This is a genomic window from Pricia sp. (assembly GCF_041745955.1).
Classification (GTDB): Bacteria; Bacteroidota; Bacteroidia; order Flavobacteriales; family Flavobacteriaceae; genus Pricia.
Genome location: NZ_JBGTHY010000202.1, coordinates 1 through 18,980 on the forward strand (window position 1 = coordinate 1; position 18,980 = coordinate 18,980).

The 18,980-nt window shown below is 45.1% G+C and carries 19 protein-coding genes and 1 pseudogene; 13 read left to right on the forward strand and 7 right to left on the reverse strand.

The features are described from left to right. The 4 genes and pseudogenes from ACEW8S_RS07040 to ACEW8S_RS07055 all read left to right on the forward strand — a co-directional run. Positions 1–266: pseudogene (locus ACEW8S_RS07040) on the forward strand (RraA family protein); the annotation flags it as partial. A gap of 92 nt (positions 267–358) precedes the next feature. After that, positions 359–790, forward strand: coding sequence for a nuclear transport factor 2 family protein (locus tag ACEW8S_RS07045; RefSeq protein ID WP_373517459.1), 432 nt, complete (start codon positions 359–361; stop codon positions 788–790). 159 nt (positions 791–949) lie between these two features. Further along, the gene (locus tag ACEW8S_RS07050) at positions 950–1,990 is read left to right on the forward strand and encodes a PfkB family carbohydrate kinase (protein WP_373517460.1); all 1,041 of its coding nucleotides are present in this window, start codon (positions 950–952) and stop codon (positions 1,988–1,990) included. 30 nt (positions 1,991–2,020) lie between these two features. Further along, on the forward strand, positions 2,021–2,689 hold the full coding sequence (locus tag ACEW8S_RS07055) for a bifunctional 4-hydroxy-2-oxoglutarate aldolase/2-dehydro-3-deoxy-phosphogluconate aldolase (protein WP_373517461.1): 669 nt from the start codon (positions 2,021–2,023) through the stop codon (positions 2,687–2,689). A 101-nt stretch (positions 2,690–2,790) separates the two neighbouring features. Here ACEW8S_RS07055 and uxuA read toward each other — a convergent pair whose 3' ends face one another. Together uxuA and ACEW8S_RS07065 are read right to left on the reverse strand one after the other, a co-directional pair. Then, entirely contained in the window at positions 2,791–3,993 is a 1,203-nt protein-coding gene (gene uxuA, locus ACEW8S_RS07060; RefSeq protein ID WP_373517462.1) for a mannonate dehydratase, read from the reverse strand. Positions 3,994–4,045: 52 nt separating this feature from the next. Further along, positions 4,046–4,852 carry an SDR family oxidoreductase gene (locus ACEW8S_RS07065; protein WP_373517463.1) on the reverse strand — a complete coding sequence of 269 codons (807 nt, stop codon included), beginning with the start codon at positions 4,850–4,852 and terminating at the stop codon, positions 4,046–4,048. Positions 4,853–4,982: 130 nt separating this feature from the next. Here ACEW8S_RS07065 and ACEW8S_RS07070 point away from each other — a divergent pair, with 130 nt between their 5' ends. After that, the gene (locus tag ACEW8S_RS07070; RefSeq protein WP_373517464.1) at positions 4,983–5,816 is read left to right on the forward strand and encodes a fumarylacetoacetate hydrolase family protein; all 834 of its coding nucleotides are present in this window, start codon (positions 4,983–4,985) and stop codon (positions 5,814–5,816) included. A gap of 68 nt (positions 5,817–5,884) precedes the next feature. Here ACEW8S_RS07070 and ACEW8S_RS07075 read toward each other — a convergent pair whose 3' ends face one another. The 3 genes from ACEW8S_RS07075 to ACEW8S_RS07085 form a co-directional block, all read right to left on the reverse strand. Next, positions 5,885–6,712, reverse strand: a complete 828-nt coding sequence (locus tag ACEW8S_RS07075) for an amidohydrolase (protein WP_373517465.1) — start codon at positions 6,710–6,712, stop codon at positions 5,885–5,887. 152 nt (positions 6,713–6,864) lie between these two features. Further along, positions 6,865–8,313: a tagaturonate reductase gene (locus tag ACEW8S_RS07080; RefSeq protein WP_373517466.1), complete on the reverse strand. Its 1,449-nt coding sequence runs from the start codon at positions 8,311–8,313 to the stop codon at positions 6,865–6,867. Between the two features lie 95 nt (positions 8,314–8,408). After that, a complete protein-coding gene (locus tag ACEW8S_RS07085; RefSeq protein ID WP_373517467.1) occupies positions 8,409–10,061 on the reverse strand; it encodes a UxaA family hydrolase in 1,653 nt (550 codons plus the stop codon). A gap of 246 nt (positions 10,062–10,307) precedes the next feature. Between ACEW8S_RS07085 and ACEW8S_RS07090 the strand changes: the two genes are divergently transcribed. Continuing rightward, complete coding sequence (locus tag ACEW8S_RS07090; RefSeq protein WP_373517468.1) at positions 10,308–11,078, forward strand: SDR family NAD(P)-dependent oxidoreductase; 771 nt, start codon at positions 10,308–10,310, stop codon at positions 11,076–11,078. Between the two features lie 4 nt (positions 11,079–11,082). Here ACEW8S_RS07090 and ACEW8S_RS07095 read toward each other — a convergent pair whose 3' ends face one another. Beyond that, positions 11,083–12,357 (reverse strand): amidohydrolase, encoded by a 1,275-nt coding sequence (locus ACEW8S_RS07095; protein WP_373517469.1) that lies wholly within the window; start codon positions 12,355–12,357, stop codon positions 11,083–11,085. 116 nt (positions 12,358–12,473) lie between these two features. On the opposite strand from ACEW8S_RS07095, the gene ACEW8S_RS07100 reads away from it, so the two are divergent. The 6 genes from ACEW8S_RS07100 (at position 12,474) to ACEW8S_RS07125 (ending at position 17,316) form a co-directional block, all read left to right on the forward strand. Then, positions 12,474–14,804, forward strand: a complete 2,331-nt coding sequence (locus ACEW8S_RS07100; RefSeq protein ID WP_373517470.1) for an ATP-dependent helicase — start codon at positions 12,474–12,476, stop codon at positions 14,802–14,804. Positions 14,805–14,898: 94 nt separating this feature from the next. Beyond that, positions 14,899–15,477 (forward strand): Crp/Fnr family transcriptional regulator, encoded by a 579-nt coding sequence (locus tag ACEW8S_RS07105; protein WP_373517471.1) that lies wholly within the window; start codon positions 14,899–14,901, stop codon positions 15,475–15,477. A gap of 210 nt (positions 15,478–15,687) precedes the next feature. Continuing rightward, entirely contained in the window at positions 15,688–15,981 is a 294-nt protein-coding gene (locus ACEW8S_RS07110) for a VOC family protein (protein WP_373517472.1), read from the forward strand. A gap of 2 nt (positions 15,982–15,983) precedes the next feature. Further along, complete coding sequence (locus ACEW8S_RS07115) at positions 15,984–16,427, forward strand: SRPBCC domain-containing protein (RefSeq protein ID WP_373517473.1); 444 nt, start codon at positions 15,984–15,986, stop codon at positions 16,425–16,427. Positions 16,428–16,525: 98 nt separating this feature from the next. Further along, positions 16,526–16,960: a VOC family protein gene (locus ACEW8S_RS07120; protein ID WP_373517474.1), complete on the forward strand. Its 435-nt coding sequence runs from the start codon at positions 16,526–16,528 to the stop codon at positions 16,958–16,960. After that, positions 16,957–17,316 (forward strand): DUF1801 domain-containing protein, encoded by a 360-nt coding sequence (locus tag ACEW8S_RS07125; protein WP_373517475.1) that lies wholly within the window; start codon positions 16,957–16,959, stop codon positions 17,314–17,316. Before ACEW8S_RS07120 ends, ACEW8S_RS07125 begins: the two co-directional genes overlap by 4 nt. A gap of 283 nt (positions 17,317–17,599) precedes the next feature. Here the strand turns inward: ACEW8S_RS07125 and ACEW8S_RS07130 are convergent, their stop codons facing one another. Continuing rightward, positions 17,600–18,460, reverse strand: coding sequence for an alpha/beta hydrolase fold domain-containing protein (locus tag ACEW8S_RS07130; protein WP_373517476.1), 861 nt, complete (start codon positions 18,458–18,460; stop codon positions 17,600–17,602). 65 nt (positions 18,461–18,525) lie between these two features. Between ACEW8S_RS07130 and ACEW8S_RS07135 the strand changes: the two genes are divergently transcribed. Next, a partial coding sequence (locus ACEW8S_RS07135; protein ID WP_373517477.1) for an L-threonylcarbamoyladenylate synthase occupies positions 18,526–18,980 on the forward strand: 455 nt, incomplete at its 3' end.

An 18,980-nucleotide genomic window follows, 5' to 3' on the forward strand; every position in this document is an offset into this window, starting at 1 on the left:
TGGTACTTGCAAATCGCCATGGCATCGTCTTTATTCCCGCACATTTGGTCGCCAATTTAGTATTGTCTTCGGAAGTTGTTGCCCTCCGTGATCAATTCGGATTCCAGCGTCTTCGGGAAAAAATATATACCCCGGGGCAAATCGATACGGGTTGGACGGATAAAATAAAAGCCGATTTTCGGGATTGGCTCAAAAAGTATCCGGACAATAAGTTGCCCATGACCCGTAAAGAGTTAAACGATCATCTGAGTGCCGATACCAACTAATTTCTAAGTGGCAGGAGTATAACGACCCAAAAAAGCCGTCTTGACTTTTATTTGGAACCGAACTCCGGACCATATCCCTAACAAATCCAATAATGAAAAAACGAAATTTCCTAAGTATTTTACTTGCGTTGTGTACCGTAATCGTATTTGCCCAATCAAACAATGACCAACAACAGCTGGATACCGCCGTTGAGGAACTGTACAGGGCAATGGTGGATAAGGATGGGAAAACACTTGAAAACTTAACGGCCAAAGACTTGACGTATGGCCATTCAAGCGGAAAAATCGAAGACAAGCCGCAATACTTAGATGCTGTTTTAAATGGATCTTTCGAATTCAGTTCGATTGTTCCGGAGGGACAGAATATCCATATTTCCGGAAAAACAGCCATTGTAAGACATATTTTTGTAGCGGAAGGCACCGATGATGGCGAACCTACCGACGTACGGATCGGTGTCCTGTTGATCTACCAAAAACAAGGCGGAAAGTGGAAGTTGCTTGCCCGGCAAGCCTATAAACTTTAGGGTCTGTTCAAATATCATTTCTCGATTGTTTCATTTTCCAAACCATTTGTTACTTTCCTTATCAAGCGCTAATCCTATTTTTGAGGATATACTAATAATACTTATATTCGTAATGCTCGAAAAGGGCTTGAAATGCAAAACATAACTAATCGATAGTAAATGAAAAAAGTAGTGACTTTCGGGGAAATCATGTTGCGGTTGTCCCCTCCGGGATTTTTAAGGTTTTCGCAGACCAACAGTTTCGATGTCGTATATGGAGGCGGAGAAAGTAATGTGGCGGTTTCACTCGCCAATTATGGCGTTCCGGTGGACTTCGTCACAAGACTGCCCAAAAACGATATTGGGGAGTGTGCCCTGATGGAGATGCGTAAAAGGGGCGTTGGTACCGACAAGATTGTATATGGAGGAGACCGTTTGGGAATCTACTTTTTGGAAACAGGTGCAGTAAGCCGCGGAAGCAAGGTCGTCTATGACCGAGCCCATTCCGCCATCGCCGAGATTAAAAAAGGGATGATCGATTGGGATACCGTTTTCGACGGAGTGGAATGGTTTCATTGGACGGGAATCACTCCGGCAATCTCCCAAGGTGCCGCCGATGTTTGTCTCGAAGCCGTAAAAGCGGCCAAAGAAAAAGGGGTGACCGTTTCAACGGACTTGAACTATCGCGCCAAATTATGGAAGTACGGTGTTGAACCCGAAGGAATTATGACGGAGTTGACTTCCCATTGCGACATCATCCTTGGCAATGAGGAAGACGCCGAAAAACACTTCGGTATCAAACCCAAAGGCTTGGATATCACCACTCAGGGCGAACATGTCAAAGCAGAGGCCTTTCTTTCGGTTTGCCAACAAATGATGAAAAAGTTTCCGGATGCCAAAAAGGTGATTACTACATTAAGGGGATCGATTTCTGCTTCGCACAACACATGGGCGGGCGTGCTTTATGATGGTAAAACCATGTTCAAATCCCCCGAATACCAAATCACCCATATCGTCGATAGGGTAGGAGGTGGCGATTCGTTTATGGGCGGCCTGATTTACGGACTCCTAAAATATCCCGAAGACGACCAAAACGCATTGAACTTCGCCGTGGCGGCGTCTTGCTTGAAACACACTATTACGGGTGATGCCAACCTTTCGACAGTCGATGAGGTAGAAAAGCTGATGGGCGGTGATGCGTCGGGAAGGGTAGCAAGGTGATTTTAAACAATAAACTACAACTAAATGCCCATGGCGCAGTTTACAAGAATACAAGTAATACAAGTAATGGAAGAAACCGGCATGGTGCCGTTATTTTATCACCCCGATGTCGAACTCGGGAAAAAAGTACTGAAAGCCTGTTTCGACGGTGGTTCGCGTTTAATGGAATTTACGGCTCGCGGCGATTTCGCTTTTGAGGTTTTTCGCGAACTGAACAAATTCGCAATCAAAGAACTTCCGGGTATGGTCATGGGCGTTGGTTCCATCACCGACGCAGCGGCGGCCAGTATGTTCATGCAAATGGGAGCTAATTTTATCGTTACCCCGACTTTCCGCGAAGATATCGCCATCGTCTGTAACCGTAGAAAAGTACTTTGGTCTCCGGGTTGCGGCACCCTGACCGAAATTAATCGCGCAGAGGAACTGGGCTGTGAAATTGTCAAGCTTTTCCCGGGCGACACCTACGGCCCCGGATTCGTTAAGGCCATTAAAGGACCACAACCTTGGACGAGCGTCATGCCCACGGGCGGCGTAAGCACGGACGAGGAGAACCTTAAAGGCTGGTTCAGCGCAGGTGTAACTTGCGTAGGTATGGGGTCACAGATGATCAGTAAGGACATTCTGGCCAACAAAGATTTCGCAGGACTCGAAAAAAGGGTAAAGGAAACTTTGGCTTTAATCAAGAAGTTGAGAAGTTAGTTTTTCACTAAACGCTGAACGTAAAAAGTATTACGTAAATCGCCATACTACAAATCAAACCTGTGTTTGGCGTATGGCGATTCGCATTTGGCACACGACGATTATTCGAAATGCGATTTTTGAATTCCCATTTCCAATCCCCGTAATTCAGCCAGACCGCGTAAGCGACCGATGGCTGAATAGCCGGGGTTTGTTTTTTTGCGTAGGTCGTCCAACATTTGATGGCCGTGATCGGGGCGCATGGGAATTTGATTATCCTCTCGCCCTGCTGCTTTTCGTCTTTTTTCCTCTTGGAGTATTTTCTTGATGAGGTCGTACATGGGTACATCACCTTCCAAGTGGTTTGCTTCATAAAAATTGCCCTTACCGTCGCGTTGGGTACTTCTGAGATGTAGAAAATGTACGCGATCGGCAAAACGTTCGAACATCCTCAAAATATCATTATCCTCGCGAACACCTAAGGATCCCGTACAAAAAGTTATGCCATTATGAACGGATTTCACCTTGTCGAAAATATAGGCATAATCCTTTTCGGTGCCCATTATTCGTGGTAGGCCTAAAATCGAAAATGGCGGATCATCGGGATGGATACACATACGAATACCGTTTTCTTCGGCAACGGGAACCACCTGTTCTAAAAAATGGACGAGATGATTACGCATTTCGGCTTCCCCAATATTCTCGTACGTGTCTAAAATGCTCTGGAATTTACTAAGATCATAGCCCTTTTCAGGCACCGGATAGCCTTCAGAAGAACCCGGCAGCCCGGCAATAATAGTTTTTACCAATTCCCAAATTTCGTTTTCCGACATGCGGTCAAAACGTTCTTGGGCAGCGGCAATTTGGTCTTTACTGTAGGTCGCCTTGGCATTGGGCCGCTTGAGTATAAAAAGATCAAATGCGGCCAGTGCATTGAATTCGAACCTCAAGGCTTTTGAACCGTCTTCGACCTCGTAGTCCAAACTTGTACGCGTCCAATCTAAAACAGGCATAAAATTGTAGCATACCACCCTCACATCGCATTCCGCCAAATTTTTCAGGCTTTGCTTGTAATTTTCGATATGCTGCTTATAATCCCCTTTTTGGGTCTTGATGCCCTCGTGGATGGGTAACGATTCTACTACCGACCAAACGAGTCCGCTATCCTCGATGGTTTTTTTACGTTTTTTGATTTCCGAGACCTGCCAGACCTCCCCGTTGGGAATATGGTGTAAAGCATTTACAATACCGGTCGCGCCGGCTTGTTTAATATCCTGAAGGCTGACGGGATCGCTCGGCCCGTACCATCGCCATGTTTGTTCCATTTCTAATTAATTAAATTTTCACCATCTATTGAAACTGCCACTGGTTACTTACTCAAACCCCGCTGAATGCGCTGAAGCCCCCATCTACAGGAAGCACGATTCCCGTTATGAACTTGGCGGCATCGCTGCATAAAAAGTGGATGGCACCGTTGAGTTCCTCGGCATCCCCGAAGCGACCCATGGGCGTGTTTCTAATGATGTCCTGTCCGCGTTGGGTGTACGAGCCGTTCTCATTGGTAAGAAGGGCCTTATTTTGTTTCCCGATAAAAAATCCCGGGGCGATGGCATTTACGCGAACGCCTTCCCCGAATTTTGTGGCCATTTCAACGGCCATCCAACGGGTGAAATTTTCCATGGCCGCTTTAGAGGCCGAATATCCTGCTACCCTGGTTATGACGCGTTCTACCGCCATGGAGGAGTAATTGATAATCACCCCCGCTTTTTGATCGGCCATGGTTTTCCCGAAAACCAATGAAGGCAAAACAGTGCCGTTCAGGTTTAGGTCGGTCACTTTTTTAAAATCGTCCATGGAGAGATTGAAAATCGTTTTATCGGGAGCAATGGTGGCACCGGGCAGATTTCCGCCCGCAATGTTCAGAAGGATATCAATCCTTCCGAAATCGTTCATAATCTGCAATTTTGCCTTCTGCAGCGATACCTCATCCAAAATATCCGCCTCATAGGCTTTGGCTCTTCCACCGGACTTGGTTATCTCATCCATTAAGAATTGAAGCGAAGATTCCTTACGGCTCAATAATGCCAGTTTTACGCCAGCACTGGCCAGACTTTTGGCAACGCTTCCTGCCAAGGCTCCACTAGCACCGGTTATAATCGCAATTTTGTTATTAATTTCGAACATAAGTTGTTTTTAAGAAAAGGCAAGATAAAACAATATCCTGTTAAAAATAAGCCTCAACGCATTCGGATTTTATCTTGTCTCAAAAAAACCGCTATTTTTATCCTGATTAATCCTTAAAAAGTATATTCCCATGCAAATTTATAAGACTCCTGAAGGGGCCATCATCAAACATAACGAGACGTTTTACCATAAAAAAGTAGAGGATTGGGATGCTTTTCTTAACCGAAAAAATTTGTATGAAGCCCTTCTAAAAGAAGTTCGGACTATGCAGTCCGGCTCCAATAAAAGTCTACCGAATGTGCTACAGGCCCCAATGGGTACGCAAGAAATCTGGGCATCCGGGGTTACCTATATGCGCAGTAGGGAGGCGCGCATGGAAGAATCTAAAAAAGCGGGCGGCGGCAGTTTTTACGATCGTGTCTACGATGCAGACCGCCCTGAACTCTTTTTTAAGGCTACTGCGCAGCGTACCGTAGGCCATGGCGGAACGGTACGAATCCGAAAAGATTCTGGTTGGGACGTGCCGGAGCCCGAACTCACGCTTTTTATCAGTTCGGAAGGCAGTATTGAAGGCTATACCATCGGCAACGATATGAGCTCCCGAAGCATAGAGGGTGAAAACCCCCTATATCTTCCCCAGGCAAAGACCTATGAAGGTTGTGCAGGGTTGGGACCTTGTATTTATGTTCCGGAAGAGCCTATTTCCCCGGACACTAAAATACAGTTGGAAATTCTGCGGGACGGCAAAGAAGTTTTTTCAGATAGTATTGCCATCAGCCAAATGAAACGGAAACACAACGAGTTGGTAGCATTTTTATTTAGGGAATGTAAATTTCCCAAGGGTTGCTTTTTGATGACGGGTACCGGTATCATACCTCCTGATGATTTTACTTTGAAAGTTGGCGATGAAGTGCGGATTACGATTGACCGGATTGGGACATTGGTCAATGTTGTAGGCAGTTAGGATTTCGCCAATTTTACAGGTAGTAGAACCTTGCTCAGCGGCTTCCCAATTTGACACTGGGATTCTATTCACAGGCGATAAAATGCCACTGCGTTACCGCCCATAATCCTATTTTGGTCGTTTTCGCCCAGACCTGAAATAAAATCCATTATCACCGCCTTGACCTGTCCGTAATTCCCAGCCACTAGACATACCGGCCAGTCGGAGCCGAACATGAGCCTTTCACTGCCAAAAATCTCCAAAATGTGGTGTAGGTAGGGGTGTAATTGTTCCGGTGTCCATGAATTGTAATCCGCTTCCGTAATCATGCCTGATACTTTGCAATACACGTTTTCGTGTTGGGCAATGGCTTTCATCAAAACGGCCCATCCCTCGTAAAAACTATCTTTGATATACGGTTTGGCAACATGGTCGATGACGAACTTTTGGTGTGGAAAGCGCTTTACAAATTCCAAAACGGCACCCAATTGGTGGGGAAACACCAAAATATCATAGGTGAACCCGTATTTTTCCAGATAGGATATCCCCCTTAAAAAATCGGGCCTCAGCAAAAAATTGGTATCCGGTTCCTCCTGTACCACATGCCGCCAACCTTTCAATTTTTTATGGGACGCATAGCTTTCCAATATTTCGTCCACGTTTTTGTCCCGCAGATCGGCCCATCCGACCACGCCTTTGATGAAATCGTGCCGCTGTGCCAGATCCAATAGAAAATCGGTTTCAGCAAGTGTTTGGTCCGCTTGTACGGCAACACAGCCGTCAATACCATTTTCGATACAGACCGATTTTAGTTCGGAGGGCAAGAAATCACGCCGAATAGTGGTCATGGCATCATCGATCCAAGCGTGTGATTCAGGATTATACTTCCAAAAATGTTGGTGGGAATCTATGGTCATGGTTGTAGTTTTTGATTTTTAATTAGAGGTTAAACTCCTTTTGTGCCATTAAAAATGGTTTGATGGTCGGTGCTCGATGCACGATGTTCAAATTCAAGAGGGGATTATCTTACAAAAAACACCGAGCATCCGACTTTCAGCAATTCTTATGTCTATAAACTCGCCAAAGCATCATGGATATCATTGTTGTCAATGGCTTCTAGGTTTCTCGAAACACTTTCGACCAGTCCGTCAAGTTTTGTCAAATCCTCTTTCCAAATTGAGGTGCTACTTAATATGAATCGGGATAATTCTAACAAAGACAATTTAGTGGAACTATATTTATTCCATTGGGTTGCAAAAAAATCCAAAACTTTTTGGTCGTCCTTTAACGGGATGTATTCCCCATCGATTTCCCCCTTATAAAATCGGATCAATGCGGATAGGCCGAAAACGATCCGTGTGGGTAATTTCCCCTCGTTGGCGTAATAATCTTTCAAGGTCGGTAATAGACGGGCCGTGAATTTGGAGGTGCTGTTCAAGGATATACTGATCAATTGATGCTTTAAAAGCGGATTTCGAAAACGGTCCAGAACATCGGCCACGAATTTCCGTTTGACTTCTTGGGGAAAGTCCAAGGTCTTTGCCGCCTCTTCCCATAAAAGGGATGCTATAAAGCCGCTGACCACTTCATCTTCCATCGCCTCTTTCACAAACCGGATGCCGGCCAAATAGGCCACCGGGACCATGGAGGTATGCGCCCCGTTCAAAATCCGGACTTTCATCTCACGATAGGGGACAAGGTCATCTACAAACTCAACGTTCAAGTCCGTTTCGGAAAAAGGGAGTTCTTTTTGCACGGTATCCGGACCTTGAATTACCCAGCTGTGATAGTATTCCCCGGCCACTAAAAGTTTATCTTCATAACCCAGTTCCTCTTGAATTTTATCGGCCCTATCCTTTGGATAACCCGATACGATACGGTCGACCAACGTGTTGCAAAAAGGGTTGGCGGACTCGATCCATTCTGTGAATCCATCACCCAATTGCCAGCTATCGGCATAGGCCATCACACATTTTTTTAAGGCTTCCCCGTTATTTTCTATCAATTCGCAAGGAAGTAAAATACAACCTTTCGACATATCCCCTTCAAAATGCCGGAAGCGATGGTACAGCCAAACGGTCAGTTTAGCAGGAAATTCGGTAGGGGGGGCATCTTCGAACTTATCTTCCTTATTGAATTTTATCCCCGCTTCTGTCGTGTTGGACACTACAAATCGTACATCGGGGTTTTTTGCCAAATCCAAATAGGTTTCCCAATCGGTATAGCAATTCACGACCTTTTGGACCGAGGTTATCAGCGATTTCTCCGCGACCGGTTTGCCATCCTTTATACCGTCAAGAAGTACCGTAAAAAGTCCGTCTTGAGCCTTTAATTCCGAATAATCGCCCCCTTCAGTAGGTTTTATGACCGCTATTCCACCATTAAAACCGGTTTCCCTATTCAATACGTCTACCATCCAATCCACAAAGGCGCGCAGAAAATTGCCACCGCCGAATTGCATAATTTTTATGGGGAGATCTTTTATGTCGGTTATTGTTTTTCTATTTAGGGGACGCATGTGTTGCTATGTTTTTGAATTTCCGCCAATGGAACACTGTCTTGAACTTGACACTTGTGTTTGAACTTGCCTCGCCGGCAGGCAGGCTTGAACTTTTATAGGGAAATCCCCCGCTTCCAAGGAATAAAATCTTCCTGTCCCAATCGTACCGCAGCGGGAGTTACCTCGCCACTGGCGACTTTGATGATATATTCCAACAATTCCTCGCCCTTGCTTTCGATTGTGTCCTCACCGGTGATGATAGTGCCTGAATTAAAATCAATAAGGTCTTTCATACGTTCGCTCAAGGTGTTGTTACTCGATATTTTGATGACCTGTGCAATAGGGTTTCCTGTCGGGGTACCCAGACCGGTAGTGAAACAGATGATGGTACAGCCCGATCCCGCTAGGCCTGTTGTACTTTCGACATCGTTACCGGGCGTACACAATAGGTTCAGCCCTTTTTTGGATACCGGTTCGGCATAATCCAACACATCGGTCACGAGGCTGGTACCGCCCTTTTTGGCTGCCCCGGCGGACTTCATGGCATCTGTAATCAGTCCGTCCTTAATGTTGCCGGGCGAGGGGTTGTTCTCAAAACCGGAACCTACGGCGACCGCCCTTTCGGAATAGGCGCGCATTAATTGGGCAAATTTTTCCGCATTTTCTTCGGTAGCGCATCGGTTGATGAGTTCCTGTTCCACGCCGTTGAGTTCGGGGAATTCCGACAGTACGGTAGTCGCGTCCAGTGCCACCAACAGATCTGAGGCATAGCCTAGGGCGGGATTCGCGGAAATTCCGGAGAATCCATCCGAACCGCCACATTCCAATCCCAATACCAAATGGGATAGGGGGGCGGGCTTTCGCTCGTTCTTATTGGCTTCGATCAATCCTAAAAAGGTCCTTTTGACGGCATCTTCAATAAAATGGCGTTCGCTTTTACTCTGCTGCTGTTCGAGTACGTGCAGGGGTTTTGAAAAATTCGGATCCCTTTTTTTGATGGCTTTTTCCAGTATTTGATACTGCGCATTTTGACATCCGAGGCTTAAAATGGTGGCTCCCGCGGTGTTGGGATGGGTGATATAGCCCGCCAACAAGTTGCAGAGCATTTCGGAATCTTGACGGATTCCCCCACATCCTCCATCATGATTTAGGAATTTAATGCCATCTACATTGGGGAAGGTTCGGTTCCGTTTAATTTCCTCCGAGGTACGGATGATTTCCGAGGATAGCAGTTCCTCTTGCGAAGCGCCCTTTTCATATTGACGCACAAGGGTTTCCGTATCCACGACAAAATCGGTTTCCGTATGGTATCCCAAAGATTTTAACAATGCGGATTTAATCACATCTACGTTCCTGTTTTCACAGAATACCAAGGGGATAACAAGCCAATGGTTCGCAGTACCGACTTTGCCATCGGCCCTATGGTATCCGTTAAAGGTGGTATTTTCCCAGTTGGAGACATCGGGAGCATTCCAAGATGATTTTTGCTTTCCCGTGACATATTCCGAAGAGGCGTGCACCACATTCTCGGTGGTAATCGCTTCTCCCTGCGCTATCGGCTTTACGGCCTTGCCTACAAGAGCGCCGTACATAAAGATTTCCTCGCCCAAGGCCAGGTGATTGACCGCAAATTTATGTTTGGCCTTAGTATCGCCGACCAGTCTAAAATCATTGTCATTGTGATTTATGGGGGTACCTTCCGGCAAATCTGCCAATGCGGCCAATATATTGTCTTCGGGATGTAATTGTATAAATTTTTTTGACATCTTCTTTTGGTTGTTGGATTTCAAAGGGAAACGTAACCGACCTACAAACTCTAATATATTTTATTAGTGGGTTAAAAATACAATTTTGAATGCTTATTTTTGACCCTTTCCTTCAAATTCGCAATCATGAATGAAATATTTGGACGTAACAAACCGGCATCAACCTGTATCCGATACCGATCGACGGACGAACAGGTCCCGCATTTTCATGAAGAAGGACTGTAATGACAAATAAATAGAATTTAGATGAGTGTATTGAACAGTTTTAACCTAAAAGGAAAAACAGCATTGGTGACCGGTTGCAAACGGGGAATCGGCAAAGCGATGGCATTGGCCTTGGCGGAAGCGGGTGCCGATATCATCGGGGTAAGTGCCACTTTGGAAAAGCATGGCAGTATGGTCGAACAGGAAGTGGAGGGCATCGGCCGGAAATTCAAAGCCTATGCCTGTGATTTCGGTAAGCGGGAATCCCTTTATGAGTTTATAGAGGCGGTCAAAGATGATTTTCCTAAAATAGATATCCTAATTAATAACGCTGGAACTATTTTACGCGCCCCTGCCGTAGAGCATTCAGATGAATATTGGGATAAGGTCATCGAGGTCAACCAGACCGCACAATTCGTATTGACCCGTGAAATCGGGAAGGAAATGGTGAAACGTGGTTCGGGAAAAATTGTTTTTACGGCCTCGTTGCTAACTTTCCAAGGGGGAATCACAGTGCCTGGATACGCAGCCAGTAAAGGGGCTATCGGCCAGATGACCATGGCCTTTTCCAACGAATGGGCTGGTAAAGGGGTTAATGTAAATGCCATCGCACCCGGATACATCAGTACGGACAACACCGAGGCCCTTCGCAACGACGAAGAAAGGTCGGAGTCCATTTTGGCCCGAATCCCCGCCGGAAGATGGGGCCAGCCAGAGGACTTTAAGGGGCCTATCGTTTTTCTATGTTCCGAGGCTTCCAACTACATGAACGGCACCACCATGTTGGTCGACGGGGGATGGATGGGGCGATAACGTCTTATTTATTAAGGTAATCCAGACTCATTTCAGTGAGTGTCTTTACGCCCAATTGCAGTCCGCTGTCATCGATCCGGAAATCAGGGGTGTGATGCGGGAAAGACTCGGTCGTTCCAGCTTCCATACCCCCTAAAAAGAAGAAAAATCCGGGCACCTCTTTCTGATAGTACGAGAAATCTTCGGCACCCGTGACCGCATTCTGAGTTTGAACGTTGGCCTCGCCGGCCACGCGTTTCATGGTCGGTAGCATCTGTTCTACCAAGGCCGGTTCGTTATATGTAATTTCGGTAGCATCCCGTATTTCAATGGTAGCATCGCCGTTATATGCTTTGGCGATTGCAGGTACCATTTCCTGCATCCTACGGTTGATATGGGCCTTCATTCCTTGGTCGAGGGTTCTGATGGTGCCAATCATTTCCGCACTTTCGGGAATGATATTAAAGCGCACCCCGCTGGTAATCTTGCCTACGGTAATGACCGCCGCCTCTTGTGTCAATTTGGTCTCTCGACTGATTATGGTCTGGAGGCCGTCGATAATTTTGGCGCTGATTAAGATGGGGTCCACGCCGGACCAAGGTTGCGAACCGTGGCTCTGTTTGCCCATAACCTTTATGGTAAAGCTCTGCGCCGCCGCCATGGTGCCCCCGGATTTATAGCGGATTACGCCAACGGGTGTCTGGGAGTTGATATGGAGTCCGAATATAGCATCCACATCGGGATTTTTAAGCACGCCTTCCTTGACCATCAAGAGCGCACCGCCTTCTTCCCCCGGTGGTGGTCCTTCCTCCGCAGGTTGGAATATAAATTTCACCGTTCCATTGATTTTATCCTTATTTTTCGAAAGCACCTCGGCCACACCCATCAAAATAGCGACGTGGGTATCGTGTCCGCAGGCATGCATTACGGGTACTTCTTCCCCATTGTAATCCGCCTTAACGGTAGATTTAAACGGCAGGTCGTTGCGTTCAAGTACCGGTAAAGCGTCTATATCGGCACGTAAGGCAATCGTTTTTCCTGATTTTTTTCCTTTTAAAATCCCTATGACACCCGTATGAGCCACGCCCGTTTGCACTTCGATGCCCAAGGATTTCAAATGCGCCGCAATTTTTTCCGCCGTCTTGAACTCCCGGTTCGAAAGCTCGGGATTTTCATGGATATCCCTGCGCCATTCGATGACCTTCTCCGCTACGGCATTATAATCCTTGGTCAGGTTCGGGCCCTGGGCGGATGCTAGAAATCCAGGCAGTATCAATCCGATTAGTAAGAATCTTTTCATGGTTTTTAGATTTTTGCTAAATATAGGGCAATTTTAATGTTTAAAAATTTGAAAGCGCAAGATTTTAGGTTCAAGGGATTTATAGCTAAATTCACGGACTGGAAAAAAAGGAAGATTTGAAGAATTTCATAGACGAACTGAACGACGCTCAAAAAGCGCCCGTACTCCATAAAGACGGGCCTTTGATGGTCATTGCGGGAGCAGGATCGGGTAAGACTCGGGTACTGACCTACCGAATTGCCCATCTGATGGCGCAGGGGGTGGATGCCTTTAACATTTTGGCGCTGACATTTACCAATAAGGCGGCGCGGGAAATGAAAAAGCGTATCGCGGATATTGTCGGCAGTTCCGAGGCTAAAAACCTTTGGATGGGAACTTTCCACTCCGTTTTTGCCAAATTGCTGCGCTATGATGGCAGTAAACTGGGGTTCCCCAGCAATTTCACCATATATGACACCCACGATTCCCAGCGGTTGATTTCCGCGATAATAAAGGAAATGGGACTGGACAAGGATATCTACAAGTACAAACAGGTGCAGAACCGGATATCCTCCTATAAAAATAGTTTGATTACGGTCAAGGCCTACTTACAGAATCCAGAGCTGGTCGAAGCCGATGCCATGGCCAAACGCCCGCGGATGGGCGATATCTACCAAAATTATGTGGACCGTTGCTTTAAGGCCGGGGCGATGGATTTTGACGATCTGCTGCTACGGACCAATGAACTGCTGACCCGTTTTCCCGAGGTGTTGGCCAAGTATCAAGACCGTTTTCGCTATATTCTGGTCGATGAGTATCAAGATACCAACCATTCCCAGTACCTCATAGTAAAGGCATTGGCCGATCGCTTTCAGAACATCTGCGTGGTGGGCGATGATGCGCAGAGTATCTATTCTTTCCGGGGCGCGAACATCAGCAACATCCTGAATTTTCAACGTGATTACGAAAATGTCGGTATGTACCGGTTGGAACAGAACTATCGATCCACCAAGAACATTGTCAACGCCGCCAATTCCATTATTGCCAAAAACAAGAACCAGTTAGAAAAAGTGGTGTGGACGGCCAATGACGAAGGGGGAGCGATAAAGATACACCGTAGTACCACCGACGCTGAAGAAGGGCGGTATGTTGCGGGATCTATTTGGGACCATAAAATGAACGAGCAATTGGCCAATGGCCAGTTTGCCGTCCTCTATCGTACCAATTCACAATCCCGTTCCATCGAGGATGGTCTGCGAAAGAGGGATATTCCCTATCGTATTTACGGGGGATTATCCTTTTATCAAAGAAAGGAAATCAAGGATGTACTCTCATACCTGCGATTGGTAATCAACCCCAAAGACGAGGAAGCCCTAAAACGAATCATCAATTTTCCCTCAAGGGGCATTGGCCAGACCACGCTTGATAGGTTGACCGTCGCCGCCAATCATTACAAACGTTCCATTTTTGAGGTCATCGAGAATTTGGATAAGATCAATCTCAAAATCAATTCCGGTACTAAAAGAAAGCTCGAGGATTTTATAACCATGATCAAAAGCTTTCAGATCATGAACGAGGGTGCCGATGCCTTTACCCTTGCCGAACATGTGGCCAAGAAAACCGGAATACTTTTGGAATTCAAAAAGGACGGTACGCCCGAAGGTATCGGTAAAATGGAAAATATCGAGGAGCTCCTCAACGGTATCAAAGATTTTGTGGAGGGACAAAAAGAGCTGGCCGACGCTACCGGAAATATTTCCGAATTTTTGGAGGATGTCGCACTGGCCACGGATTTGGACAAAGATACCGGCGATGAAGACCGGGTCGCGCTGATGACCATCCACTTGGCAAAAGGATTAGAGTTCCCATATGTATATGTCGTAGGCATGGAAGAAGATTTGTTTCCATCCGCCATGAGCATGAACACCCGCAGCGAGTTGGAAGAGGAGCGGCGTTTGTTCTACGTCGCCCTGACCCGCGCCGAAAAACAGGCCTATCTTACCTATACCCAAAACCGCTATCGTTGGGGCAAATTGATCGATGCCGAACCGAGCCGCTTTCTAGAGGAAATCGACGAGCAATATGTCGAAAATCTGACACCTATAGACAACGCCGGCTACCGCTACAAACCCATGATCGATGCCGATATTTTTGGCGATGTGGATAAAAGCCGGCTACGCCAGATCAAACCGACAAGGGGCACCCCGCCCAAAGCCGGTACACCCAACGAGACCCAACTGAGAAAACTACGAAAGCTAAAACCGGAGCTGGCCAATCCTGTTGGAAACAACAATGCCGTGCACTCCAGTCTCCAAGAAGGATCCACGGTAAACCACACCCGTTTCGGTAGGGGCAAGGTGTTAAAAATGGATGGTGTAGGCAACGACAAAAAAGCGGAAATACAGTTCGAGAAGGGCGATATTAAAAAATTGTTGCTGCGGTTCGCGAAGTTGGAGGTGATTTCTTGATTAGGATTATTTTATCAACGAAAATGCACGTTACAAGTATTTTTCCATATCTTCAAATAAGTAAAACTTGGCAATTTTAATTACAACTATACCAATGAACAGAACCCTTTTAAAAAACATTTACGGCCATCCCGAACTGAGCCTTTCAGATTTGAACAATATCTGTGATGCCCATAAAAAAACGATGTATAAAAAAGGCGATTTTTTACTCAAAGAAGGCCAAATAGCTAATGAATACCTAATTTTGGAGAAAGGCTTGATACGCGCTTTCGTCCATGACTTCAACGGCAATGATATTACCACAAATTTCTTCTCGGAAAACGAAATAGTTATCGAAGTCTCTTCGCTGTTTCAACGGATGCCGACCCAAGAAAACGTAAAGGCATTGACCGATTGTGTTTGTTGGAATATGGATTTTGAAGTTTTTCAAGAACTGTATCATGCCATCCCAATTTTTAATGAATGGGGCCGTGCTTGGATGGCCCAAAGCTTGTTCGAATGTAAACAACGTTCGGTTTCGATGATTACCGATTCGGCGACCCAACGCTATCTCCAATTGTTGAAAGAGAAACTGGAGGTGATTCAATATGCGCATTTAAAGCAAATTGCTTCGTATTTGGGCATCACCGATTCTTCGCTGAGCCGGATTCGAAAGGAAACTGCCAAACTTTAAGGAGGTTGCCAGAGCTGTGCGAACTTTGACAAAGTTGTCCGCTAATTGAGTAGGTTCGTACGCAGAAGTTCTAAAAAGCTTCAAAAACTACGTCGAAGTTGTCATTTCCTATATTTCTTGCCCTATGGCAAGTCCATTTTGATTTTGAACCCCTAATTTGGGTCTATAATTTAAAAACGAGAAAATTATGGAAGCAAAAAATCCTGTAGGTTGATTCGAAATTTATGTAGACGACATGAAAAGAGCCCAAAAAGTTTTGAATCCGCCAAGGTCTATCAGAAAGCATTATTGGATGCCGGAATACCATATACACAGTTCAATGTCTACAATATAGAAAAAGAGTACAAGCGATTAAAAGATGTCGGGGTCGAATTTACTAAGAATCCGACGGATATCGAATCGGCTAAAATCACGATATTCAACGATCAATGTGGGAATTTGATTCAAATTGTAGAATCCGAAGCAACAATAACCCCAAGCATTAAAACTGAGAAAACCGATTGATTATGAGCCTACAAACAAAGAAAAAACCAATTGTTGTGGAACAAACATACCCCGCTTCAATAGGTAAGGTTTGGAAAGCTATTACCGAAAGCCGCCAAATGCGGGAATGGTTTTTTGAAAATATAGATTCGTTCGAATCCGAAATTGGTTTTGAGACCCAGTTCGATGTTATATCCAACGGCAAAAATTACCGTCACATTTGGAAAGTAACGGAAGTAGAAGAAGAGAAGAAACTTTCGTATAGTTGGCGGTACGGGGGATATCCCGGTAATTCCAAGGGAATATGGCAACTTACGACTGAGGATGACCGAACACATCTTAAACTTACCCACGAAGGCACAGAAAGTTTTCCACAAGACAATCCGGACTTTTCCAGAGAAAATTGTTCCGAGAGTTGGATTTCTTTAATTCGTAAGCGATTAAGGGAGTTTTTAAAAAATGGATAGGACGAGAAATCAAACGATAATTTTCTTTACTTCAAGCGAAGCATGTTCAAAAAAAGTTAGAATTTAAAATAAAAAATAGCAACCGTAAAACAAAAAACATGGCAACAATCAATCCCTATGTAACCTTCTCCGGCAATTGCGAAGAAGCCTTTAATTTTTATAGAACGGTTTTTGGTGGGGAATTCGCCTTTTTGGGCCGATTTGATCAAATGCCGGAAGACGTAAACCACGCCCGGTCAGAAGATGATAACAAGAACATCATGCATATTTCATTACCGATTAGCAAAGAGACCGTGTTGATGGGCAGCGATACCGGAGGGGAATGGGCCTCGAAGAACATCGTGGGCACCAATGTTTCCATTTCGATCGGGGCCACCAGCAAAGAAGAAGCGGATCGTTTGTTCAAGGGTCTGTCGGAAGGTGGAAAAATCACCATGACCTTGGAAAACACTTTTTGGGGCGATTATTTTGGTATGTGCACCGACAAGTTCGATATCAATTGGATGGTGAACTTTAATCCCAATACTCAATGAAGACCATTGACGGGTATATCGATGAGGCTTCTGAAGTGACCATACCGATTATTTCGCATTTAAGGGTCCTGATTCATAAAGCTTCTCCTGAAATCACGGAAAATATAAAATGGAACTCCCCTAGCTTTGAACTTGATGGAAAAATTATATGTTCTATAATGGCTTTTAAAAAGCATGTGAATTTTATGTTCTCGCATGGCAAGCAATTCCGTGACAATCCTAATTTATTGGTAAACATTGGAGAGAAATTCAATATGAAGGGCATCAAACAGATTACTAAGATTTCCGATTTGCCAGATGACAAAATCCTCATAAAATACATTCAAGAGGCCGTTCGATTTTCTAAAGGGTATTGAACCTTTCAACCTACATCTCCTAAACCTTCATCCTGACCCTATATTCATTATTAAAAGCCGTAAAACACGATAGGGTAAAGTCATTATTGATTTTGGTGCTATGGCTTATTTTGAATATTGTGGTCAATGCGATATAATCCTCTCCCGCGTCTTTTCAGCAGTTCTCTTTTGACCGACCGAATATCGCCATAACATATTTCACTTTCATTTGGCTACCAATTTTAGTGGTTCAAATGGTATCGTTGTTACATTTGGTGGCTATTAAAAACCGATACAGCAACTTTCAAAGATGCTTCTCGATAAAAGCCTTCAACTTTACTGAAGTATCCAAAAGGTCTAAGCCGATCCAGCCGTGACCACCGTTGGCATACAGTGTGAACTCGTGCTTCACGTTCAATTCTTCTAATTTATCGTTTAAAGCAATACCTTGCGAATTGGGAATCAGAGGGTCTCGTGCCCCGTAAAATAGTATTGTTGGGGGCGATGTAGATTCGACCCGATAGAACGGGCTAACCGATTTTAATGTTTCAATATCGGTCCCGAATTGAAGAATAAGATCCTTAAGGTCTTTATCGGTAGCGGTTAGATAGGCCTCATCCGCTAAATTCGTGGGCCCGACCACGCTACATACCATATTTACATGCTCGCTTTGATCATGGGCATAGCTCCAAAGCAAGGAGAGATGGCCTCCTGCACTCGCACCCAAAAAACCAAGTTCCGTGCTAATTTGATATTCATCTTGTTTGTTCTTCAAATCGTTGACGACCGAAGAAATATCGTTGATTTGCATTGGGAAAGGTGGGTTGTTCCCATCCGCCAGTCTATAGTTCATGTTTACGATTGCCAGATTGGGTAGTTGCTCACGTAGGTAATCTTTAAAACCTACCATGTCGTATTTATCGCCCGAATTCCAACCGCCGCCATGTACCAAGATTATTACCTTGGTTTCCAACGTCCCGTTTTTTGGAAGATAGATATCATACACTTGCTCCGGATCGGCGCCATAGGATAGTTCCAACAAGTTTTTGGCCGCTAAGGGTTCTCCGGGTTCTTGGGGCAAGCCTTTCGGGCCATCATCCGAAGTACAACCGGATAGACATCCAATAGCAAGAAATAAAACAAGAATATAGGTAACCGCCTTCATATTTTTTTTATTTTAATGACTTGATAGAGCATACTCTATTATAACGTTTATAGTGGCAATACCTTATGGCAGAATTCATAAAGTTATACGAAGAAAATCCCGATGCAGAACAATTAAAGCTAATAACTCGAATATTGCGGAAGGGCGGTTTGGTCATTTATCCCACGGATACCGTATACGGACTGGGCTGCGACATCACCAACTCAAGGGCCTTGGAAAAAATTGCCCGTATTAAGGGGGTAAAGCTGGCCAAGGCGAACTGGTCGTTTATCTGTGCCGATTTGAGCAACCTCTCCGATTATGTTCGTCAAATCGATACCGCAACTTTTAAGATTTTAAAGCGGGCTCTGCCCGGTCCCTATACATTCATCCTTCCGGTAAATAATAATTTGCCCAAGGATTTTAAAAAGAAAAAAACGGTCGGTATTCGCGTGCCTGACAATAATATAGCCAAAGCGCTTGTCGAAAGTCTTGGAAATCCCATAGTTTCTACTTCAATTTATGATGAAGACGAGCTTTT

Excerpts from the sequence above, each read along its gene's own strand:
- ACEW8S_RS07045 (WP_373517459.1), top strand. The coding sequence starts at position 359 with ATGAAAAAACGAAATTTCCTAAGTATTTTACTTGCGTTGTGTACCGTA.
- ACEW8S_RS07050 (WP_373517460.1), top strand. The coding sequence starts at position 950 with ATGAAAAAAGTAGTGACTTTCGGGGAAATCATGTTGCGGTTGTCCCCT.
- ACEW8S_RS07055 (WP_373517461.1), top strand. The coding sequence starts at position 2,021 with ATGGCGCAGTTTACAAGAATACAAGTAATACAAGTAATGGAAGAAACC.
- uxuA (WP_373517462.1), bottom strand. The coding sequence starts at position 3,993 with ATGGAACAAACATGGCGATGGTACGGGCCGAGCGATCCCGTCAGCCTT.
- ACEW8S_RS07065 (WP_373517463.1), bottom strand. The coding sequence starts at position 4,852 with ATGTTCGAAATTAATAACAAAATTGCGATTATAACCGGTGCTAGTGGA.
- ACEW8S_RS07070 (WP_373517464.1), top strand. The coding sequence starts at position 4,983 with ATGCAAATTTATAAGACTCCTGAAGGGGCCATCATCAAACATAACGAG.
- ACEW8S_RS07075 (WP_373517465.1), bottom strand. The coding sequence starts at position 6,712 with ATGACCATAGATTCCCACCAACATTTTTGGAAGTATAATCCTGAATCA.
- ACEW8S_RS07080 (WP_373517466.1), bottom strand. The coding sequence starts at position 8,313 with ATGCGTCCCCTAAATAGAAAAACAATAACCGACATAAAAGATCTCCCC.
- ACEW8S_RS07085 (WP_373517467.1), bottom strand. The coding sequence starts at position 10,061 with ATGTCAAAAAAATTTATACAATTACATCCCGAAGACAATATATTGGCC.
- ACEW8S_RS07090 (WP_373517468.1), top strand. The coding sequence starts at position 10,308 with ATGAGTGTATTGAACAGTTTTAACCTAAAAGGAAAAACAGCATTGGTG.
- ACEW8S_RS07095 (WP_373517469.1), bottom strand. The coding sequence starts at position 12,357 with ATGAAAAGATTCTTACTAATCGGATTGATACTGCCTGGATTTCTAGCA.
- ACEW8S_RS07105 (WP_373517471.1), top strand. The coding sequence starts at position 14,899 with ATGAACAGAACCCTTTTAAAAAACATTTACGGCCATCCCGAACTGAGC.
- ACEW8S_RS07115 (WP_373517473.1), top strand. The coding sequence starts at position 15,984 with ATGAGCCTACAAACAAAGAAAAAACCAATTGTTGTGGAACAAACATAC.
- ACEW8S_RS07120 (WP_373517474.1), top strand. The coding sequence starts at position 16,526 with ATGGCAACAATCAATCCCTATGTAACCTTCTCCGGCAATTGCGAAGAA.
- ACEW8S_RS07125 (WP_373517475.1), top strand. The coding sequence starts at position 16,957 with ATGAAGACCATTGACGGGTATATCGATGAGGCTTCTGAAGTGACCATA.
- ACEW8S_RS07130 (WP_373517476.1), bottom strand. The coding sequence starts at position 18,460 with ATGAAGGCGGTTACCTATATTCTTGTTTTATTTCTTGCTATTGGATGT.